At 63.5% G+C, this 19472-nt stretch carries 15 protein-coding genes; 1 reads left to right on the forward strand and 14 read right to left on the reverse strand.

All coding sequences use genetic code 11. From position 1 onward, the window contains the following. Window positions 1-3: 3 nt before the first annotated feature. The 5 genes from HH213_RS03030 to HH213_RS03055 form a co-directional block, all read right to left on the reverse strand. On the reverse strand, window positions 4-852 hold the full coding sequence (locus HH213_RS03030) for a FecR family protein (protein WP_169110687.1): 849 nt from the start codon (window positions 850-852) through the stop codon (window positions 4-6). Next, on the reverse strand, window positions 821-5623 hold the full coding sequence (locus HH213_RS29990) for a beta strand repeat-containing protein (RefSeq protein ID WP_229263265.1): 4803 nt from the start codon (window positions 5621-5623) through the stop codon (window positions 821-823). Before HH213_RS29990 ends, HH213_RS03030 begins: the two co-directional genes overlap by 32 nt. A 16-nt stretch (window positions 5624-5639) precedes the next feature. Continuing rightward, complete coding sequence (locus HH213_RS03045) at window positions 5640-7217, reverse strand: ShlB/FhaC/HecB family hemolysin secretion/activation protein (RefSeq protein ID WP_169110689.1); 1578 nt, start codon at window positions 7215-7217, stop codon at window positions 5640-5642. A 142-nt stretch (window positions 7218-7359) separates the two neighbouring features. Then, a complete protein-coding gene (locus HH213_RS03050) occupies window positions 7360-9624 on the reverse strand; it encodes a CHASE2 domain-containing protein (RefSeq protein WP_229263266.1) in 2265 nt (754 codons plus the stop codon). Beyond that, window positions 9605-11248: an HD family phosphohydrolase gene (locus tag HH213_RS03055; RefSeq protein ID WP_169110691.1), complete on the reverse strand. Its 1644-nt coding sequence runs from the start codon at window positions 11246-11248 to the stop codon at window positions 9605-9607. The genes HH213_RS03050 and HH213_RS03055 overlap by 20 nt, the downstream gene beginning before the upstream one ends. Window positions 11249-11477: 229 nt before the next feature. Between HH213_RS03055 and HH213_RS03060 the strand changes: the two genes are divergently transcribed. Next, on the forward strand, window positions 11478-12374 hold the full coding sequence (locus HH213_RS03060; protein WP_169110693.1) for an MBL fold metallo-hydrolase: 897 nt from the start codon (window positions 11478-11480) through the stop codon (window positions 12372-12374). Here HH213_RS03060 and HH213_RS03065 read toward each other — a convergent pair whose 3' ends face one another. The 9 genes from HH213_RS03065 to rplI form a co-directional block, all read right to left on the reverse strand. Further along, entirely contained in the window at window positions 12375-12923 is a 549-nt protein-coding gene (locus tag HH213_RS03065; protein WP_110845595.1) for a cyanophycin synthetase family protein, read from the reverse strand. A gap of 75 nt (window positions 12924-12998) precedes the next feature. Beyond that, window positions 12999-13907, reverse strand: a complete 909-nt coding sequence (locus HH213_RS03070; protein WP_169110695.1) for an alpha/beta hydrolase — start codon at window positions 13905-13907, stop codon at window positions 12999-13001. Beyond that, window positions 13904-14362, reverse strand: a complete 459-nt coding sequence (locus HH213_RS03075) for a GNAT family N-acetyltransferase (RefSeq protein WP_174864384.1) — start codon at window positions 14360-14362, stop codon at window positions 13904-13906. The genes HH213_RS03070 and HH213_RS03075 overlap by 4 nt, the downstream gene beginning before the upstream one ends. A 10-nt stretch (window positions 14363-14372) precedes the next feature. Continuing rightward, window positions 14373-15224: a metallophosphoesterase gene (locus HH213_RS03080; protein WP_169110697.1), complete on the reverse strand. Its 852-nt coding sequence runs from the start codon at window positions 15222-15224 to the stop codon at window positions 14373-14375. Between the two features lie 78 nt (window positions 15225-15302). Continuing rightward, window positions 15303-15686 carry a hypothetical protein gene (locus tag HH213_RS03085; protein WP_174864385.1) on the reverse strand — a complete coding sequence of 128 codons (384 nt, stop codon included), beginning with the start codon at window positions 15684-15686 and terminating at the stop codon, window positions 15303-15305. 98 nt (window positions 15687-15784) lie between these two features. After that, complete coding sequence (locus HH213_RS03090) at window positions 15785-16795, reverse strand: inorganic phosphate transporter (protein WP_110844524.1); 1011 nt, start codon at window positions 16793-16795, stop codon at window positions 15785-15787. A gap of 10 nt (window positions 16796-16805) precedes the next feature. Further along, complete coding sequence (locus HH213_RS03095) at window positions 16806-17432, reverse strand: DUF47 domain-containing protein (RefSeq protein WP_110844525.1); 627 nt, start codon at window positions 17430-17432, stop codon at window positions 16806-16808. A 65-nt stretch (window positions 17433-17497) separates the two neighbouring features. Then, the gene (locus HH213_RS03100; RefSeq protein WP_110844526.1) at window positions 17498-18883 is read right to left on the reverse strand and encodes a replicative DNA helicase; all 1386 of its coding nucleotides are present in this window, start codon (window positions 18881-18883) and stop codon (window positions 17498-17500) included. Window positions 18884-19002: 119 nt separating this feature from the next. Next, on the reverse strand, window positions 19003-19455 hold the full coding sequence (rplI, locus tag HH213_RS03105) for a 50S ribosomal protein L9 (RefSeq protein ID WP_110844527.1): 453 nt from the start codon (window positions 19453-19455) through the stop codon (window positions 19003-19005). Between the last annotated feature and the right edge of the window lie 17 nt (window positions 19456-19472).

Consider the following 19472-nt stretch of genomic DNA (forward strand, 5'->3'; position numbering starts at 1 on the left):
TTTTTAGCGCACTTCGCAATCCACTGTATTGGACTTGGGTGGCGTGGCGGCCCCGCCAGCCGGGGCAGGCGGCTGCGTAAAGGCCGGTGGCAGCGTGAATTGAATGCCAGGGTTCTTCGGTACGATCACCGGCGGCTGCGTCGGGCTCGCCGTGTAACCGAACTGGCCGGCAGCAAAGTTCTGTGCCCCGCCCTTATTGGTCAGATTGATCATTCCGTCGATCACCTGAACGTACAGTCCCGGCGGCAGCGCGGGCGTGTTCGGCGCGGGAATGGCGGCTTGCGCCAGCATCAGCGGCTGCAGCGGATAGGTGTCTCCCAGGCTGGCAGTGCTGGCCATGAGCCAAGCCTGCCGTTGGGCAGCGGCGTATGCCACGGCCTGCTCGGTCGGCTCCACCCACTCGGCGACAAAGGTGGTGCCGCGAATGCCGATGGTGGCGCTTGGCGTCTTCAGCGAGAACTTTTCCTTGTTGCGCTTGCCCAGCAGGCCGGTCACCGAGCGCAAGCCGCCCTTGACGAGGTTAAAGGACGCGTTGTCGCCATCGGGCTTGTCGGCATCGTAGGCGAAATTCTCCACCTTGAAGGTGGTGGAAGGCTTCAGCGTGATCTCGCTGTTGTCGATGAACTTGACCATGGCGTAGGTGTTCTTCTCGGTCACCAGGGTGTCGCCGCTTTCGACTTCGGACTTCATCGACAGTATGCGTACCGCGCCGTTGGCCTTGCGCGCCATCAACGGGCCGCTCAGTTGCGTGATGGTGCCCGCCACCTGCGCGGCCCAACCGACGCTGGCCACACACCACAGCAGTAGCGCCAGCCAGGCCTTAATTGCAGTAAGTCTTTTTAGTTGGTTCATTTTTCGTTCCGGTCTTGTCGCTGGTTGCTTCTACTTTGTCCGTCTTCTTGCTGTCGTCAGGCGTGGACGATGTGGCCGCGCCGCCCGAGCTGGAACTGCCGGACGAGCTGCTGCCCGGCACACCGTCGCTGGTCGACAAGGTCTTGATGACCTCGTTGGATGCCTGCTGGACTGGCTTGACCGGCTCTGAAGCCGTTGGCGGCGACAGCACTTGGCACAACGCCGAATTCGGCGCGATGGTGCAGATGTCGGCCGATGGCGGCGGCGTTGGCGTTGGCGTTGGCACCGGTGTTGGTACAGGCGTCGGTACAGGCGTCGGTACAGGCGTCGGTACAGGCGTCGGCACAGGGGTCGGCACTGGCGTCGGTACAGGGGTCGGTACCGGAGTCGGTACCGGTGTTGGCACTGGCGTCGGCACAGGGGTCGGCACTGGCGTCGGTACTGGCGTCGGTACTGGCGTTGGCACAGGCGTCGGTACTGGCGTTGGCACAGGCGTCGGTACTGGCGTCGGCGTTGGTACTGGAGTTGGTACTGGAGTCGGCACAGGCGTTGGCGTCGGCGTCGGCGTCGGCGTCGGCATTGGCGTTGGCGTTGGCGTTGGCGTTGGCGTTGGCGTTGGCGTCGGCGTTGGCGTAGGAGCCGGCACCAGCGTTGCCGTCACCGCCCCATTCACATCCTGCACCTGACCGGCGGAGCTATACGATGTCGCCGTAACGGCCACATGCCCACTGATCGACTTCACCACCGCGCCGTTACCGATCGTAATTGTATTGCTAACGTCATAGCCCGTACCCGCGGCCAACGTGATATTGCCGCTATCCGACGCGACAGAGCCATCCACCACCAGCGGACTATGCGTCTGCAAAGCGATCGCGCCAGTGGTGGTCGCCACCGTACCGGCAATCTTCATGCCGCCGGTATTATCGATGCTGATGGCGCCGCCATTACCGCCTCCCGCGTTCACCTGCGTAACGTCATGCACCGTCATCATCTGCGTATTGTGGTTGGTGTTGGCGATATAAATTCCCGCCATGCTGCTGCTACCGGCCGTATTGGTCACCGTCAGGTCAGACACCTCGGTCACCAGCGGGCTGCCGTTGGCGCCCACGCCGCCCGTGGTGTTCAAGGTCAGCGAATCCGCCGTCAACGCCATGCCGCTACCGCGCACCACGCCGCCGCCGGTCACCGACAGCTCCACATCACCATTGCTGCTGACGCCATCGATGCCGTCGAGCTGCGCAATCGCCAGCGTACCGGTATTGGCGAAGTGCAGGTGCCCCGATCCGGTCTGCGCCACCGCCAGGTTGGTGACGGTATTGCCCGAATTGGTCAGCATTATATTGTCGGAGGTCTGCAATGCCAGATCCTGCACATCAATGGCGCCGGTCTGGGTAATGTGGCCGCTATTGCTGAACAGCGCAATGCGAGTGGTCGCAGCATTACGGGTCGCCAGCGTGCCGCCATTGCCGCCGATGATGCCAGCCACCGTGATATTGCCCAGGTTGAGCGTGGCATCGGTCGAGCCCAGCGTCACGCTTGGCGCTGACAAATGCCACAGATTGCTCACCGCCAGGCAATCGCCTCCACAGCCGGCGTTGGTGCCAATCACCATTTTGTAGTCGCTGCTGTACGGATGCACAATCGCGTAGCTGGACGTCAGGTCCGCCGCCAGCGTCAGTGCATCGGCGCCGATCTCGAAAGTGCCGGCCGTTCCGGTGTGACTCACCACCACCGAACCGCCCGACAACGATACCTTCTGCGCGCGGCCGTTCAAGGTGCCGCTCACCGTGATGCCAGTCGCCTCCACGTTGACAGCGCCGGTAGACCCGCTGCTCAGCGAGACGTTCCCCAACGTCAGCGCCTGACCGTTATAGAGCGACAGCGAACCCACATCCGTGGCGCTAAGCGCGGTGATGCGGTTGTTCCCCAGCAGGCTCACCTCGCCCGGCGTGCTCACACTCAGCGACAGCGCGCGGAGTGCGCCATCATCGACAGTCTGGAAAATGTTGCCGGGCCCCGACAGCGCGATACTGTTCTGACCGGCGTCGATATTGCTCACAACGTAATCGCCGGCGCCGCTATACCCGAAGTTGCCATTGGAGCTACCGGTGACGCGATCGACCAGGTTGGCGCCGCTCAGGCCGACACTGCCGCCCGCAATGGCGTCCAGGTAGCTGGCCGTGATCACGCCGCTGCCCGTGATGTTGGCGCCCATCAGCGTCACACTTTGCGTCTTGGCATTCAGCGCGCCGGACACCAGCAGGTCGCCGCTGGTGCGGATGCTGATGGTGCCGTCGCCATAATCGCCGGTCAACGTGACGGCATTCAGCGTCAGCGCCTGGCTGGCGCTGTTAGTGAAGGACAAGGAGCCAACACTGGTCGCGCTCAATGCCGCGATCTGATTGGAGGAACCGTTCAGCCGCGCCGCGCCGGTCGCCGTCACCGCCAACGAGTTTGCTGTCAGCGCGGAGGACCCGGTCTGCTGAATGCCGCCGCCGGAATTGAGGGTGATACCGGTGACGGCCGAAATGTTGCCGCCAATGTTCATGTCGTCCACGCTGCTGAAGCTGAAGCCGGCAGTACGCGCAGCGCCGGAGATATTGTCGACGTTATTGGCGCCGGTGAGGGCGACGCTGGCGCCGTTGGCGCTCAAGCTGTCGGCGGTAATCGCCCCGGTGCCGCTAAGGCTATTCGTTGCGTTCAGGTTCAGCCCGTGCGCCACCGTCAGCGCGCCGTCGATCGCGATCGAGGCGCCGGTGAGGTTCAACTGACCACTGGCGCCGCCGCTGCTCAGGTCGAGCGGACCAGCCACCGTCACCGCGCCAGCCGCACCATCACCAATGGAGAGCGTGCCGGTCGACACTGACCCCAGCGCGGCTGCGCTCAGGCTCAGCGCATTGGCATTGCTGCCGCCGAGAGTAATGCCGCGGCCAGCCGTGTAGGCCGCAAACGAGACCGAATCGTTGCCATCGCTGGCGCCACTGCCGACGGTGCCGCTGGCGCCGTTCAGCACAATATTGTCGGCCACGAAGGACAGCACTGCCGGGCTGCCGGCGCTGGTCGCCACACTGCTGCTGGCGCCCAGCGTGATGGTGCCGCCGGCCACATTGGCGCGCGCGTCCAGGTTGCCGCCGGCCAGATCCACCTTGCCGTCGATGTTGACGTAGGCGCCGGTCAACGTCGCGTTCTTGCCACCGGTGCGCAGGATGTAAGCGTTGTTGGCGGCGCTGGCCAGTGTGATGCCGCCGATACCGGTGGCGTTGCCGCTGGCGGCATCATTGGCGGTCAGCGTGACGCCGCCGCCCATGTAGATCGGCGCGTTGACCTTGATGTCATTGCCGGCCTGCACGGTCAGCGACGCACTGGAGTCGTTCGAAATACTGCTGCTGATGGTGACGTCGCGCTTGGCTTGCAGCACAACGTTGGAGGAGGAATCCGTAATCAAGCCGGCGCCGATGGACGTCAGGTCTGTAAGCAGACTGACGCCAAAGGTGGCAACGTCGCTCAGCTGCGTGAGCGTTGTGCCGCCAACCACCTCGATATCCAGCGGATCGAGCAGCCAGCTGCCGGTCTTGCCGCTGGCCGCGCCTGTGTTCACGCGCGCGCCGGCCACGTCAAGATAATCGCCGGAGGTTTCCACCTGGCCGCCATTGCCGCTCTGCGCGGCGCCGCGTGCGTAGATCGAACCGTACATGCGCGTCGCGTCCTGGCTCCACACCACTACCGTGCCGCCATTGCCGCCCTGAGTCGCATCGGCGCTGATGACCACGTCCTTGCCGACGTAGGTCGACTCGGCATTGACCACCGCCGCGTTCTTGCCCTGATAGTCGCCGCCGACCAGGACCTTGCCGCCGCCAGCCGCGCCGCTGGCGTCCACTACCGCATTGCCGGTCACGCCAACCTGCCGGCCCAGCAGCAAGATATCGCCGCCGGTGTTCTGATCACTGCCGGTGGCGCTGGTGACACTGCCCGCCTCCACCAGCGTGGTGGCGCTGGCCTTGAGGACTATCTTGCCGTTCTCGCCGCGCACCGCGCTGTTGGCGTTGATCACGCCGCGTTGATTGACCAGCGCGCCGTACACGCCCACGCGCCCGCCCTGCGCCACGATGCTGCCCAGATTCAGCGCCTGATCAGCCGGCGCCGACACCACCACCTGCACATTCGGATCTTTCGAGTCGAACAGCTGCACGCTATGGCCGGCAGCCAGCACCACATCGCCATTCGGCGCGGTGATGACGCCGCTGTTTTCCACCGATGGCGCGATCAGGAAGATCTGGCCGCCGGACGGCGTGGTAATCGTGCCCTGGTTGCTGACCTTGCCCGCGACATCGCCAGCTGTGAAGTTGTTTTTACCGGCCAGGAAATCGGCGTTGGAAATATTCAGGCTCGACGCCACCAGGCCGTTGACGTCCACGCGCGCGCCGGCGCCGAACACCACGCCGTTCGGATTAATCAGGAACACCTTGCCGTTCGATTGCAGCGAACCGAGGATCAGGCTAGGGTCCACGCCGGTCACCCGGTTCAGCACCTTGCTGTCGCTGCTTTGCTGGATGAAACGGGTGACCTCGTCGGCGGCTATCGAAAATCCCTGCCAGTTGATGATGGCGTTCGGCGTATTGGTAATCGTAAAGGTCTTGCCTTGCTGGCTGAAGCTCGCCTGCCCCGCCACCACGGTCGGGTTGACGGGCGCCGCCTGGACGCTGGCGTAACAGGCCGCCACCATCATGGCGAGGGCTTTGCGGCGCAAGTTAAAACGTGGGGTCGGTTTCATCTTGTCTCTTCTTTACTTAGTAAGCCACGCCCAGGCGCAGGTGCAGGCGGTTGGCGTCGGCGCGGGTGGTGAGGCCGGCCTTGGTCACGTGGCCATAGTCCAGTTGCAGATTCACATACGTCGACAGCACCAGGCGCGCGCCGAGGCCGGCGCTGGCGATGGTGGTGGTATCGAGGTCGCCCGGCTGCGCCTTGTTGCGGCTGACGTAGGCTGTATCGTAGAAACCCAGCAGGCGGCAGTTCCAGCCCGCGCGCGTGCACAGGTTGGGCGTGTAGACCTCCAGGTTGAGGCTGACGCCGGAATCGTTGGAAATTTCACGCTCGATGAAACCGCGCACCGACGTGGCGCCACCGGCGCCGAACTGCTCGCCGGGAATCAGCGCATCGCGCGTGTACTGGCCGTTGACGATGGCCCGCAGCTGCCAGTCGCTGACCAGCGCGCGCGTGACGCTGCCGGCGAAGCGCAACACGGTGTAGTCCGCTTTAGCGTTCAGGCGCGCGGCGGTGAAGGCGCCCTGATCGCCGTTGGCGCCGCCGGAGATATTGCGCAGCAGCGTCAGCTGGCCGCCGACCTCGCCTTGCGGGATAGGCGCATTCACCTGATAACTGACGCTGACCGGATGCACCGTCACATCATTGCCCAGCTCAACACCGTCGTACTGCACGCTGTTCTTGAACGCTTTCACATCAACGCCGTAGGACAGCCTCGACTCGACTTCGCCGCGCTTGGCCAGCGCCTGGTTATAGCGCGCGCCGTATACCGCGCCCTTGCCGCTGACGGCCAGATTGAGCAAGCCGGCGCTGATGGTGCCGGAATCAACGTTGGAATAGCTGGCGAACAAGTCCAGCGAGTCACCCAGGTCATACAGCGGAATATGGTAGCCGGCGCCATACACCTTGACCCGGCCCGGTTCCTCGGCCGAGGTGGTGTATTGCAGCGAACCCACATGGTCGCGGCCGAACAGGTTGGCGTTTTGCAGCACCACGCCGACGTGGGTCTTGCCGGTGCCCTCGGTGCCGGTGTTGTCGGCGTTGGCCATGACCTTCCACGGCGACTCATCCTTGACGTCCAGCAGCGCATCGACCTCGTCGTCGCGCTCGCCGCCTTGCAGCTTCATCGTCACCTGCTTGGAGGGATTCTCGTTGCCCTGCTTCAGGTTGGCCGACACCGCCGTCAGATCCGGCGAGCGGCCCGGCTGCAAGGCCGGCAGGCTGCGGCGGATATTGGCTTCGTCGAAATAGCGGTTGTTCTTGACCGTTACGCGGCCGATTTTCGTCTCCACCACGCGCAGCGTCACCACGCCGCCGTTCAGCTCCTGCTCCGGCAGCTCGACGGTGACGATGTTGTAGCCGTGCTGGTGATAGCGCGCCTCCAAGGCTTCCAGCGCGCGCTGGACATCGCCGAAATCGCGCTGCTGGCCGCTGTAGCCGGCCAGTACGGCGTCGATTTCGGCCTGCGGCAACAAGGTATTGCCCTTGACGTCAAAGCGGGAAATCTCAAAGCGGATGACACCATCGTCCGCCGCGCCCCACGCCGACGCCACTGCAGCGGCAAGAAAGGAAGCTGCAAGCAGGCGCGTGATTTTATATTTCATGTTGTGACGCATGACGGATGGCATTCGATTGACTGGGGTGAGGTACGGGCTAAAAAATAGCCCCAGGGAAACTTTTTATTGAAGTGTAAACTGCCTTGGCACGAATCGCCATGTAATTCTGTCGATTGTTACTTTTTAAGTATTATTTTGTGTCATAGGTGGTAACACCGTCCCAACTTTCGCCCGGCGGATGGGCGCGGTAGTGGGCAATGCGGTCGCGGTACAGCTGGTACAGGCCGCGCTGCGGCGACAGTGCCTGCAATGCTGCAAGCTGCGCTTCGGCCTCGCCCCAGCGTTGCGCGCGGACGGCGGCCAGCGCCGCGTGCCAGCTTGCCAGTTCGGCGCGGGTGGCGTCGTCCACCTCGGCATCCAGCGCCAGCGGCTCGAAAATCGCCACCGGCTCGTTCTTGCCCTTGACCCGCACCAGGTCCAGTTCGCGGTAGCAGAATTCCGGCGCTGCCGCGCGCGTGGCCTCGCCCACCGCGATGCCGACGCCATACACCTTGGTGATGCCCTCCAGCCGCGAACCCAGATTGACGGCATCGCCCATCACCGTGTACGCGCGGCGGATGTTGGAGCCCATGTCGCCCACGTGCATCAGGCCGGAGTTGAGGCCGATGCCGATCTTTAGTTCTGGCCAGCCGCGCGCGATGAAGTCGTCGTTCAGGCGGCGCGCGCTGGCTTGCATCAGCAGCGAGGTGGCGACCGCACGGCGGGCATGGTCGCTGAAGTGCACCGGCGCGCCCCAGAACGCCATCACGGCGTCGCCGATGTATTTGTCCAGCGTGCCCTGGTGGGCGCTGCGGATGTCTTCCGACATCGCCGTCAGGTACAGGTTGATGTATTCGCGCAGCTGCTTCGGCGTCAGATCTTCCGAGATGGTGGTAAAGCCGCGCACGTCGACGAACATCACGGTCAGCTCGCGGCTTTCGCCATCCATATTGTATTGGGCAGGATTCTCGGCCATCTGCGCCACCAGTTCCGGCGCCACGTATTCGCCGAAGCGCGACACCAGCCCGCGGTTGCGGCGCACTTCAAAGAAGTAGCCCCAGGCCACGTTCAGCACGAACACGGCGGCGATCAGCACCAGCGTCATCGCCATCTTCAGCACCGCGTCCATCTCGGTGTAGCTCCAGTAGTTGAAGCCGAACACCGCAGCGGCCAGGGCCGCCGCCAGCAGCATCGACGGCAGCGGCGCCAGCACGCCGAGTGCCAGCGCCAGCACGCCGCCCACCACCAGAACCTGGATCGCCTCGATGCCATCGGCATAATCCGGCCGCACTTTGAAGCGGTCGTCGAGGATGGATTTGATCATGTTGGCGTGCACCTCGACACCGGGGTAGGCGCTGCTGACCGGCGTGGCGCGCAAGTCCAGCAGGCCGGGCGCGGTGGTGCCGATCAGGATGATGCGGTCGGCCAGCACCTCTTGCTTGACGCGGCCGGCCAGCACGTCAGCTGCCGACACGTACGGGAAGGCGCCGCCTTGGGGGCCGCCGGTGCCGCGAAACTCGATCAGGTTGGACAGGTTTTCACCGACCGCGATGTGCAGCGGTACTTTCTCCTGGCCGACGAACATCAGCAGCGTGTCGAGGCCGCCGTTGGCGCGCTGCCGGGCCGACATCTCGGCCACATTGGTTTCCCACAACGGCGTGATGGCGCGCGCCTGCAAGGCTACCGCCGCCGTCGCCAGCGACAGCGTCGGATAGAAGCCATCACCGATGCGCATCAGTAGCGCGGTGTGACGCAGGATGCCGTCCGGGTCCGGCAAGGCGGTGAAGATGCCGCCGCTGGCCGCCGCGCCCTGCAAGCGGTCGAGGTTGGCCAGGTAGCCGTTGGAGGCGACGGCCGGCAGTTCGCGGCCGTTCAGCGTGTCGGTATTAAAGAAGGGATTGGGCAGCTTGCCCTTGCGCTGGTTCTCGGCCACGTTATAGCCCAGCACCACCGGCTGGTCTTCCAATGCCTTGACCAGCAGGCCGTCGTAGTCCAGCTGTTCTTTGAGGCCGGCGACGCGGGCGCCGAAGCCGCCGACGTCCTTCAGTTCGCGCTGCGCCAATTGCTCCAGTACGTCGTAGCCGGAGGTGTTGTCGGCTTCGGCGAAGACGATGTCGAAGCCGGCCGCTGCCACGCCGTAGTGCTCGGTCAGCTGCGTGACCAGCTGGGCGACGATCTTGCGGTTCCACGGAAAGTGGCCGACTTCGGCGATGCTTTTTTCATCGATATCGACCACCACGATGCGCGGGTCCAGCACCGGCTTGACCAGCCGCATGCGTAAATCGGCAAAGAATGTGTCCATGCGCTCGACGGCGTCGATGTGCAGCGCGCCCGACACTTGCAACACCGCCAGCGCCGTCAGCAGCAGGCCGAGCGCCCAGCGCAGGCCGTACTTTTTAAGCGTTTTGATCCGCACGATAACCAGGGATCTGCGTTTCGTCGATGAAGTCGATCTGTTTTTCGTCCATGTTCTTGTGGGCGAATTCCAGGTAAATCTTGTTGCGGATGAAGATGTCGAACAGGTCCGGATCGATGTGGCCGTTCAGCGCGAAATGGCCGAGGATGCGCAGCGACTCCGACAGCATCTTGCCCTTCTTGTACGGGCGGTCCTTGGCGGTCAGCGCCTCGAAGATATCGGCAATCGCCATCACCCGCGCCTGCACCGACATCTGGTCCTTGGTCAGGCCGCGCGGATAGCCCTTGCCGTCCATGCGCTCGTGGTGGCCGCCGGCGTATTCGGGCACGTTCTTCAAGTGCTTCGGCCACGGCAGCGCCTCCAGCATCTTGATCGTCATCGAGATGTGGTTGTTGATTTCCTTGCGTTCCGGTTCGGTGAGCGTACCGAACTTGATGGTCAGGTTGGTCAGCTCGTCGGCGCTGAGGAAGGCTTGTTCGGCGCCGTCCGGACCGGTCCAGCGGCGCTGGCCGATCTGGCGCACGCGCGCCTGGTCGTCCGGCTGCATGCCCTCGCCGCCGACGTTGGCGTAGCGGATGAAGTCGCGCTCTTCGCGCAGCGCGGCCTGTTGCTGCGCCAGCTCGGCATCGATGGCGGCATGGTCGGCGCCCGCGCCGGTGCCAACCTCCAGCTTGCGCTTGAGGGCGGCGATTTCAGCGTCGCGCAGCAGCACTTCAAAGCGCGTGTCCACCAGCGCGATGCGGTCGAAAATGGTTTCCAGCTTGGTGGCCTTGTCGACCACGTGTACCGGCGTGGTGATCTTGCCGCAATCGTGCAGCAGGCCGGCCAGCCACAATTCCTTGCGGTCGGCGTCGTTCATCTGGAAATCGGCCAGCGGGCCGGTGTCCGTGTTGTGCACGGCCTCGGCCAGCATCATGGTCAGCTCGGGCACGAACTGGCAATGGCGGCCGGTGTACGGCGACTTTTCGTCGATGCCGATGTTGATCAGGTTCACCAGGGATTCCAGCAGCTCTTCCAGTTGCGCGATAAGGCGCTGGTGGGTCAGCGCCACCGCCGCCTGCGCCGCCAGGGCTTCGATGAAACGCTGGTCGGTCTGGGTGAAGGCGCGGATCTCGCCGGTTTCAGTATCCTTGGAATTGATCAGTTGCAGCACGCCCACCAGTTCGCCTTCGTGGTCGCTCATCGGCACCGTCAGGAAGGATTGCGAGTGGTAGTTGCGCAGCTGGTCGAACTTGACCATGCCGGAGAAGTTGAACACATCGGCCTTGTACACATCCTCGATGTTGACCGACAGGCCGAAGTGCGCGGCGTAGGCCGCCACCGCCGACAGGTTTTTCTCGCCGTCGTCGTTGTACAGCGGCACGCTGCCGGCCGTCACCGGCTGGCCGCTGGAGCCGCCCTGGTGGGTTTGCAGCGTGTCGTTGATGAGGATGTGAAAATTCAGCTGCCGCTTGTCGTCGCTGGGACGGTACAGCGTGCCGCCATCGGCATTGGTCATGCGCTTGGCGACGATCAGTATGCGCTCCAGCAAGGAGTCGGTATCGTGGCTGCTGCCCAACTGAACGTTGAGTTCAGTCAGCTGATCCAGCCGCTCGGCGATTTGCGATTGATTCAACTCTTGCATGGTTGCTTTTTAGATACCTGTGGAGGGGATGGCAGCGGCCGTACAATGAGCAGGCTCAGGGTGGAAGTGTATCTCTAGCGCAAGCTGTTGTACATCGGGAAATAGCGGGAAGCGATGAAATTGCATCGGCTTTTTCCCTGCGGCGGGAAAAAAAAGCTATCATCGGCTGTAGGTAATGCGGCAACACACCAAATAGCAAGAATAAAAAAGTACACCAGGGATTTTGCGTATGAAATTCACATTTTGGGGAGTCCGTGGTTCGATTCCCTCCCCCGGTCCACGGACGGCGCGCTATGGTGGCAACACCACCTGCATCGAAGTCCGCACCGATGACGACACCCTGATCATTCTCGACGGCGGCACCGGCCTGTTTTCGCTGGCGCAATCGCTGATCCAGCAAAAAACCCGTCCTATCCACGCGAACATTTTCATTACCCACAGTCATTGGGATCACATCCACGGCCTGCCGTTTTTTACGCCGCTGTTTATCCGCGACAGCCGGGTGCGGCTGCATGGCGTGACCGATCCGGTCACCGGCAACGGCATCGAACATGTGATGGGGGTGCAGCTACAGAACAGTTATTTCCCAGTCAGCGAAACGCAGATGGACGCGACCATTGAATACCAGACGCTGGAGGTGGACCAGCCGATCAGCGTGGGCGACGCCACGGTGAGCAATGTGGTGATGAACCATCCGGTGACGGATCTGGGCTATCGGGTGGAATGCAATGGCCGCTCGCTGTTCTTCACCGGCGATCACGAACCGCACTACAACATTCATCCGGCCGGTCACCCGGAGCATGCGGCGTACGAAGCGTGGATGGCCGAGCGCAACGCCGCCATCGACGCCACGGTGCGCGGCGTCGATGCGTTAATCGTCGATTGTTCGTACACGCGCGAGGAATACCCCGCCAAGCAGGGCTGGGGGCACGGCACCTTCGACTCGGCGTTTGCACTGGCACTGCGCACCGGCGCCAAAACGCTGTTCTGCACCCACCATGAGCCGACCCGCAGCGACGATGAGCTGGAAGCCGTGTTCGCCGAAGTCATGGCGCGCCATGCGCCGGTGCTGGGCGATTTGAAGGTGGTGCTGGCTTACGAGGGTATGGAAGTCGAGCTAGCCTGATTAGCCGAGGTGCGGCGTCGGCAGCAGCATCGCCAGCGGTTGCTTGGGAATCACCGACATCAGGATGGTGCGCGCGGTCTGCATCAGCGAACCACGCGGTTTGCTGCGGCGGTCGGCCAGAGCCCGCAAGCGGGCCAGGCCGGCCTTGACGTTGAAGGATCGGCCGGCCAGCATGGCGTTCACCAGTTGCGTCGCCATTTTCAGCGACGGCGCGGCGGCGCTTTTCGCGCTATACGGCAGCACCATGCGATAGCGGCCCTGCATGCGCGGCACCACGTCGACAAAGCCGACCGTCACTTCATTCAGCGCCAGACGGCGCAATTCCAGGGCAGTTTGTTGCACCAGTTCCACCACGGGCGGCACAGCGTCGGCACGCTTGCCGACCAGGCCACGCAGACGGGCCAGGCCCGGCAAGGCGGCGTACAGTCGTTCCTGTAATTTTTCAGTTGCTTCTTCGCTGACGGCGTCCAGTTCGAGGATGCTCAGCAGGCAGGTTTGGGTAGAGTAGCGGTTGCCACTTTCCAGATAACGTTGGTCGATGATTTTCATGAGCAGCATTGTGCCCGTTGGCGACTGTGCGCGTAAGCAGCGCCGGGCGCGGCGACTTGTAAGACAAAACTTACATCACGGCCGCGCGGCGAAAATTGGATCCAGCTCGGCAAGGAAAGTTTCCACGGCACTAGTGTAGGCGCCCGGCTGGCCCAGCGTGGCGTTAATCTCCATGTGGCTCAGCGGCTGCGCCAACACCTGCACGCGCATCCCCAGCGCGCCGGCGCGGCTGGCGTACGCTTCGGCTTGTGGACAGGAGTCCTGGCGCCGCGACGAGCACACCGCCAGCAGCGGCGAGGCGCCCGGTTTCAGTTGCGCCGCCGGCGACACGCTGCGCCAGTAAGCGGCATCGCTGCCGAAAACGCGGTCATAGAATGGAAAGTGGCGCTGCGCCATCAGCGCCGGCACGTCCATGGCGGCGCTGTCGAGCGCCACCGCGCCCAGCCACGGCGTGACGCCCTGCGCCGGCGGCGCCGAGGCCAGCAGCGCCACCAGATGGGCCCCGGCCGAATGCCCCATCAGCACGAACTTGCTGCGGTCGCCACCCCAGCCGGCGGCGCCGGCCTGCGCCGCCGCCAGCGCGGCAGCCACGTCGGCCGCTTGCGTCGCCACGCTGGCGCCGGGCAGCAGGCGGTAGTTGACCGACACCACGATGATGCCGCGCGCGGTCCAGCGCAGTACCTTGTTGCTCACCACCTGCGCGCTGGCCTTGTCGCCGGTGCGCCAAGCGCCGCCGTGGACCATGAAGATCACCGGGGCATGGCTGGCGTTGCGCGGCAGATATACATCGAAACGCTGCAGGCGATCCTCGCCGTACGCCTGGTCGGCCAGTAGCCGCACGCCGGCGGGCAGCGCAAACGGCGCCGCAGCGCCGCCCTCGTCCATCTCATCCTGCAAGGCGGCAAGGCGGTCGCGCAGCGGGCCAGCCGCCGGCGCGCCAAGCGCCAGCATCAGCAGTGCGGCAAGGACGGCGTGACGGTTCATGGCAATTGCTTCTCGAAACAGACGGCCAGCGGGTTGCCGATGTACTTGCCGTAGTTGGCGATGCGCTGGTAGCCGCGCGCTTCATAAAAATCCATGGCGCGACGGTTGACCAGCCGCGTTTCCAGCCAGACGGCCTGGTAGCCCAGCGCCTGCGCCTCGCCTTCCAGATAGCGCAGCACGGCGCTGCCGACGCCGCTGGTGCCGTGGCGCGCGTACATGCGCTTGATCTCGGCCACGCCGGGTTCCAGCGGGCGGAAGGCGCCGCAGCCGAGCGCCGCGCCGCTATCGCTGCGCGCCACCACAAAGCAGGCGGCCGGGCCGCGCACGTCGTCGGCATCGAACGAGGCCCTGCCGCTATCGCCGGTGATGGCTTCCAGCGCGGTCGACAATTCCGCCATCAGCAGAACGGACTCGGGCGCGGTCGGATCTTCTTCAATCAGGTGGATGGTGTGCATGGTGGCTAGATTATTGCACAGTGCAGATCACCAGTTCCGGATCGGCGTTGATGCGGACTGGAATATTGCCGCAGCCGACGCCGCGGCTGACGATCAAGTCGCCGTTAGCGGGCACCGGGAAGCGGCCATAATAGAACGGCCGCGACAGCGGACCCTGCGGCATCAGCAAGGGCGTACCGTTGGGCAAGGCGATCTGGCCGCCGTGCGTGTGACCGGCGAAACCGATGTCGTAGCGCTGGCGATCCAGCATCAGCAGGCCGTCTGGCGCATGCATCAGCAACACGCGGGTAGCGGCCGCGCCGGCGAAAGTGGCGGCGGCGTCGGGCGCGCCGGTCCAGGGATCATCCATGCCGCAGATCGAGACGCTGTCGAACGGCGCCGGCAGCGTCAGCGCGCGGTTGACCAGCGTGTGCACGCCGGCTCGGCTGAACATCTGCGTCAGCTGCATGTCGTCGGTGGACAGATCGTGGTTGCCGAACACGGCGAACTTGCCGCACGGCGGATGGCAGGCCGACAACCGCGGCATCAGCACCTCGGCGTAATGCGCAGGGCCGGAGACGTAATCGCCGCCCAGCAGCAGCACATGCGGCAGCTCGATGGCCATTTGCGCGAACAGATCGTCAAAGATGGCCGGATGGGTCGATGGGCCGGCGTGGAAGTCGGAGGCGAAGGCGATCTTCAACGGCTCCGGCAAGCGCCGCTCGGGCGGCAGCGCGACCGTGTGGCGGGTGACGCCGAACCGGCCGTGCAAGCCCAGCCGATAACTCCACGCCGCCACGCGCCCGCCCAGCAAGGCGGCATTCAGCCACGCTTCCGTGGTGCTGCGGCGGCGGGAATAGCGTTTGTTACGCGGAGCGGACATGAGGCGGCCAGGAAAGCGGAAAACCCGGCATCATAGCCTAACTGGCGGCGGCCATGGCCGGCGTTCGCGAATCGCTTCCTACAGCGGCGCGTCGACCAGCAACTGCGGACGCAGCGCGCGCAGCCGCACTTCGGTGAAGTAGCCGCCGCCTTCCGTGTAGCGCAGATAAAGGCGGCTGCATTTTACGCAGCGCAATACCTGGCTCAGATTGGCCGGATAGTAGCGTGGCGCGATGGGAGCGTCGTCGCTTTGCAGGCGGGTGCCGGCTGGATGGTATTCCTTGAAAGCCGGTTCGCCATACGGATCTTGCACCAGCGTGCCTACTTCTTCGAATTGGTCCAGCTCCAGCGTCAGCGGAATCTGCTGCCAGGCCAACGCCTGCGCGTCGTTACAGCTGCAGGGTTGCGTCACAGCGGCGGATTGTTGCGCCATCCGCTGCAGGTTTGCGAAATCGATAAACATGCTCTTATTCACTAAAATACGACCAGCAGCCACTATACCTAAAGTAATTTTTCTTCGTATCGGCAGCAACAAAAAAGGGAGCCGCAGCTCCCTTGGTGTTACATGATGTGGTGTCCGACCCACCAGGCCAGCGCGGCCACGAAGGCCGAAGCGGGAATGGTGAAGATCCAGGCCCAGACGATGTTGCCCGCCACGCCCCAGCGCACCGCCGACATCTTCTGCGCCGAGCCGACGCCGACGATGGCGCCGGTAATCGTGTGCGTGGTCGACACCGGCACGCCGAAGTGCGAGGCGATCAGCAAGGTGATGGCGCCGCCGCTCTCGGCGCAGAAGCCGCCGACCGGCTTCAGTTTGGTGATCTTCTGGCCCATGGTCTTGACGATGCGCCAGCCGCCGAACAGCGTGCCGAACGAGATCGCGCCGTAGCACGACACGATCACCCACAGCGGCGGCGTTTCGCCACCGGCCGGCACCTGGCCGACCGCGATCAGCAGCATCCAGATGATGCCGATGGTTTTCTGCGCGTCATTGCCGCCGTGGCCCAGGCTGTACGAAGCAGCCGAGATCAGTTGCAGGCGGCGGAACCATTTGTCGACCCGGCGCGGCGTCGAGCGCACGAAGATCCACGACACAATCAACATGATGATGGAGCCGAACACAAAGCCCATCAGCGGCGACAGGATGATCCACTGCACGGTCTTCCACAGGCCGCCGCCGACCAGCGCGCTGGTGCCGGACTTGGCCACCGCGGCGCCCACCAGGCCGCCGATCAGCGCGTGCGACGACGACGATGGAATGCCGTAGTACCAGGTAAACAGGTTCCAGACGATGGCGCCCACCAGCGCGCCAAAGATGACGTACTGGTCGACGATGCCGGGGTCGATGGTGCCCTTGCCGACCGTGCCGGCCACGTGCAGGCCGACCACGAAGATCGCCACGAAGTTGAACAGCGCCGCCATGGCCACCGCCGTTTGCGGCTTCAGCACGCCGGTCGAGACCACCGTGGCGATCGCATTGGCGGCGTCGTGGAAGCCGTTCATGAAGTCGAATATCAGCGCCAGCCCGATCAGCAGGATCAGCACGTAGAGACTGATTTGTATGGTATGCATATTGTTATTCTTAAGCGTTTTCGACGATGATGCCTTCGATGATGTTGGCCACGTCTTCGCAACGGTCGGTCACCGTTTCGAGGATTTCGTAGATGGCCTTCATCTTGATCAGGTTGCGCACATCCGGCTCATCGCGGAACAGCTTGGACATGGCGGCGCGCATCACGTGGTCGGCGTCCGACTCCAGGCGGTCGATTTCTTCGCAGATGGCGACGATCTGGCGCGAGTTGTCCATGTTATGCAGCAGCGACACGGCTTCCTTGACCTTCTCGGCGCAGGCCAGCACCAGCTCGGCCAGGCGCTTGGCTTCCGGCGTCACCGAATGCAGGTCGTACAGCGACACGGTCTGGGCCGCGTCCTCCAGCAGGTCGAGAATGTCGTCCTGGCGCGTGATCAGCTTGTGGATGTCGTCGCGGTCGATCGGCGTGATGAAAGTTTTGTGCAGCAGGTCGACGGTCTGGTAGGTGATCTTGTCGGCCTGTTTCTCGATGCTCTCGATCGCGTGCACGCGGTTTTCCAGGTCGTCGAAGTTGGACATCAGGCCCACCATTTCTTTTGCGCCTTTGACGCACAGCTCGGCGTGCTGATTAAACAGGTCAAAGAATTTGCCCTCGGTGGGCATCAAACGTCCAAACATATTTTTCTCCGTTTTATTACTACTGCAGATCGCCGGTCTCTTGGATGAGGTACCAGCGTTAAGGATTAGTCACCCTGGTACACACCCAAGCTACCAGAGTAATTGCCAAATTTGGTGTACTGGCCGATCCAGGTCAGACGTACCGCGCCGATCGGGCCGTTACGCTGCTTACCGATAATGATTTCGGCCGTTCCCTTATCGGGCGAGTCGGGATTGTAGACCTCGTCGCGATACAGGAAGATGATGACGTCGGCGTCCTGCTCGATAGCGCCGGATTCGCGCAAGTCGGACATGACGGGACGTTTGTTGGGGCGTTGTTCCAGCGAGCGGTTCAGCTGCGACAGCGCGATCACCGGGCAGCCCAGCTCCTTGGCCAGGCCTTTCAGCGAACGGGAAATCTCCGAGATCTCGGAGGCGCGGTTGTCGCCCGCCTTGGAACCCTGCATCAGCTGCAGGTAGTCGACGATGATCAGGCCGAGCTTGCCGCACTGGCGCGCCAGGCGGCGCGCACGGGCGCGCATCTCGATCGGATTCAGCGCCGGGGTTTCATCGATGAACACCTGGGCGTCGTTCATCTTCTGGATGGCGTGCGTCAGGCGCGGCCAGTCCTCGTCGTTCAGGCGGCCGGTACGCAGGCGGTGCTGGTCAAGCTGGCCGACCGAGCCCAGCATACGCATCGCCAGCTGGGCGCCGCCCATCTCCATCGAGAAAATCGCCACCGGCAAACCGGCTTCGATGGCGACGTTTTCACCGATGTTGACCGAAAATGCGGTTTTACCCATCGACGGACGGCCGGCCACGATGACCAGGTCGCCGCCCTGCAGGCCCGACGTCATGCGGTCGAGGTCGATGAAGCCGGTCGGCACGCCGGTAATTTCCGACTGGTTCTCGCGCGAGTACAGCTCGTCGATGCGCTCGACCACCTGGGTCAGCAGCGGCTGCACCGCCAGCCAGCCGGCGGCGCCGCGGGCGCCCTGCTCGGCAATGGCGAAGATGCGCGATTCGGCCTCGTCGAGGATTTCCTTGGTTTCCTTGCCCTGCGGACTGAACGCCTGGCCGGAAATGTCGTCGGCCACGGTGATCAGCTGGCGCAGCACCGAGCGGTCGCGCACGATCTCGGCGTAGCGGCGGATATTAGCGGCGGACGGCGTGTTCTGCGCCATCGCGTTCAGATAGGTCAGGCCGCCGACGTCGTCGGCCTTGCCCAGCTGGGTCAGGTTCTCGAACACGGTGATGACGTCCGCCGGGCGCGAGCTGTTGATCATCTTGACGATCTGCTCGAAGATGATGCGGTGGTCGTACCGGTAGAAGTCTTCCGGATTCATCATGTCGGCGATACGGTCAAAGGACGCGTTATCGCGCAGCAGGCCGCCAATGACGGACTGTTCTGCTTCGATGGAGTGCGGCGGGACGCGGAGCGAATCGACTTGCGGATCGGAGGGGGCGTTCATGGCGCGAATTATACCTGCTTGTGCCGTACTACAAAATTATGACGAGAAAAAAGCCGGGACAAAGCCCGGCTTTTTCAAGGGTGTTGCAAACCAGACAGGCGTTGCCGCCCGGTCCAGTCTTAGGCAGCTTCGCCTACGACGGCAACGGTCACTTCCGCCAGCACATCGGTGTGCAGCGAAACGGTGACTGGGAACTCGCCGACGGTCTTCAGCGGACCGGTTGGCAGGCGCACAGCAGCTTTTTCCACTGCGAAGCCGGCTTTGCTCAGCGCTTCAGCGATGTCGAAGTTGGTGACCGAGCCGAACAGACGGCCGTCAACACCAGCTTTTTGCGAAACGGTCACGGTCATGCCGTTCAGTTTCTCGCCTTGGGCTTGGGCAGCGGCCAGCTTGGCGGCAGCAGCTTTTTCCAGTTCAGCGCGTTTGGCTTCGAATTCCGCGATAGCCGACGTGGTTGCACGACGGGCCATTTTTTGCGGGATCAGGAAGTTACGTGCGTAGCCGTCTTTAACTTTAACGACTTCACCCAGGTTGCCCAGATTGACAACTTTTTCCAACAGAATGATTTGCATAGTTCTTCTCCAGTTAC

This window comes from Duganella dendranthematis (genome assembly GCF_012849375.1).
Classification (GTDB): Bacteria; Pseudomonadota; Gammaproteobacteria; order Burkholderiales; family Burkholderiaceae_D; genus Rugamonas; species Rugamonas dendranthematis.

Coding starts and splice junctions, on each gene's coding strand:
- HH213_RS03030 (WP_169110687.1), bottom strand. CDS start 852: ATGAACCAACTAAAAAGACTTACTGCAATTAAGGCCTGGCTGGCGCTA.
- HH213_RS29990 (WP_229263265.1), bottom strand. CDS start 5,623: ATGAAACCGACCCCACGTTTTAACTTGCGCCGCAAAGCCCTCGCCATG.
- HH213_RS03045 (WP_169110689.1), bottom strand. CDS start 7,217: ATGAAATATAAAATCACGCGCCTGCTTGCAGCTTCCTTTCTTGCCGCT.
- HH213_RS03055 (WP_169110691.1), bottom strand. CDS start 11,248: ATGCAAGAGTTGAATCAATCGCAAATCGCCGAGCGGCTGGATCAGCTG.
- HH213_RS03060 (WP_169110693.1), top strand. CDS start 11,478: ATGAAATTCACATTTTGGGGAGTCCGTGGTTCGATTCCCTCCCCCGGT.
- HH213_RS03065 (WP_110845595.1), bottom strand. CDS start 12,923: ATGAAAATCATCGACCAACGTTATCTGGAAAGTGGCAACCGCTACTCT.
- HH213_RS03070 (WP_169110695.1), bottom strand. CDS start 13,907: ATGAACCGTCACGCCGTCCTTGCCGCACTGCTGATGCTGGCGCTTGGC.
- HH213_RS03075 (WP_174864384.1), bottom strand. CDS start 14,362: ATGCACACCATCCACCTGATTGAAGAAGATCCGACCGCGCCCGAGTCC.
- HH213_RS03080 (WP_169110697.1), bottom strand. CDS start 15,224: ATGTCCGCTCCGCGTAACAAACGCTATTCCCGCCGCCGCAGCACCACG.
- HH213_RS03085 (WP_174864385.1), bottom strand. CDS start 15,686: ATGTTTATCGATTTCGCAAACCTGCAGCGGATGGCGCAACAATCCGCC.
- HH213_RS03090 (WP_110844524.1), bottom strand. CDS start 16,795: ATGCATACCATACAAATCAGTCTCTACGTGCTGATCCTGCTGATCGGG.
- HH213_RS03095 (WP_110844525.1), bottom strand. CDS start 17,432: ATGTTTGGACGTTTGATGCCCACCGAGGGCAAATTCTTTGACCTGTTT.
- HH213_RS03100 (WP_110844526.1), bottom strand. CDS start 18,883: ATGAACGCCCCCTCCGATCCGCAAGTCGATTCGCTCCGCGTCCCGCCG.
- rplI (WP_110844527.1), bottom strand. CDS start 19,455: ATGCAAATCATTCTGTTGGAAAAAGTTGTCAATCTGGGCAACCTGGGT.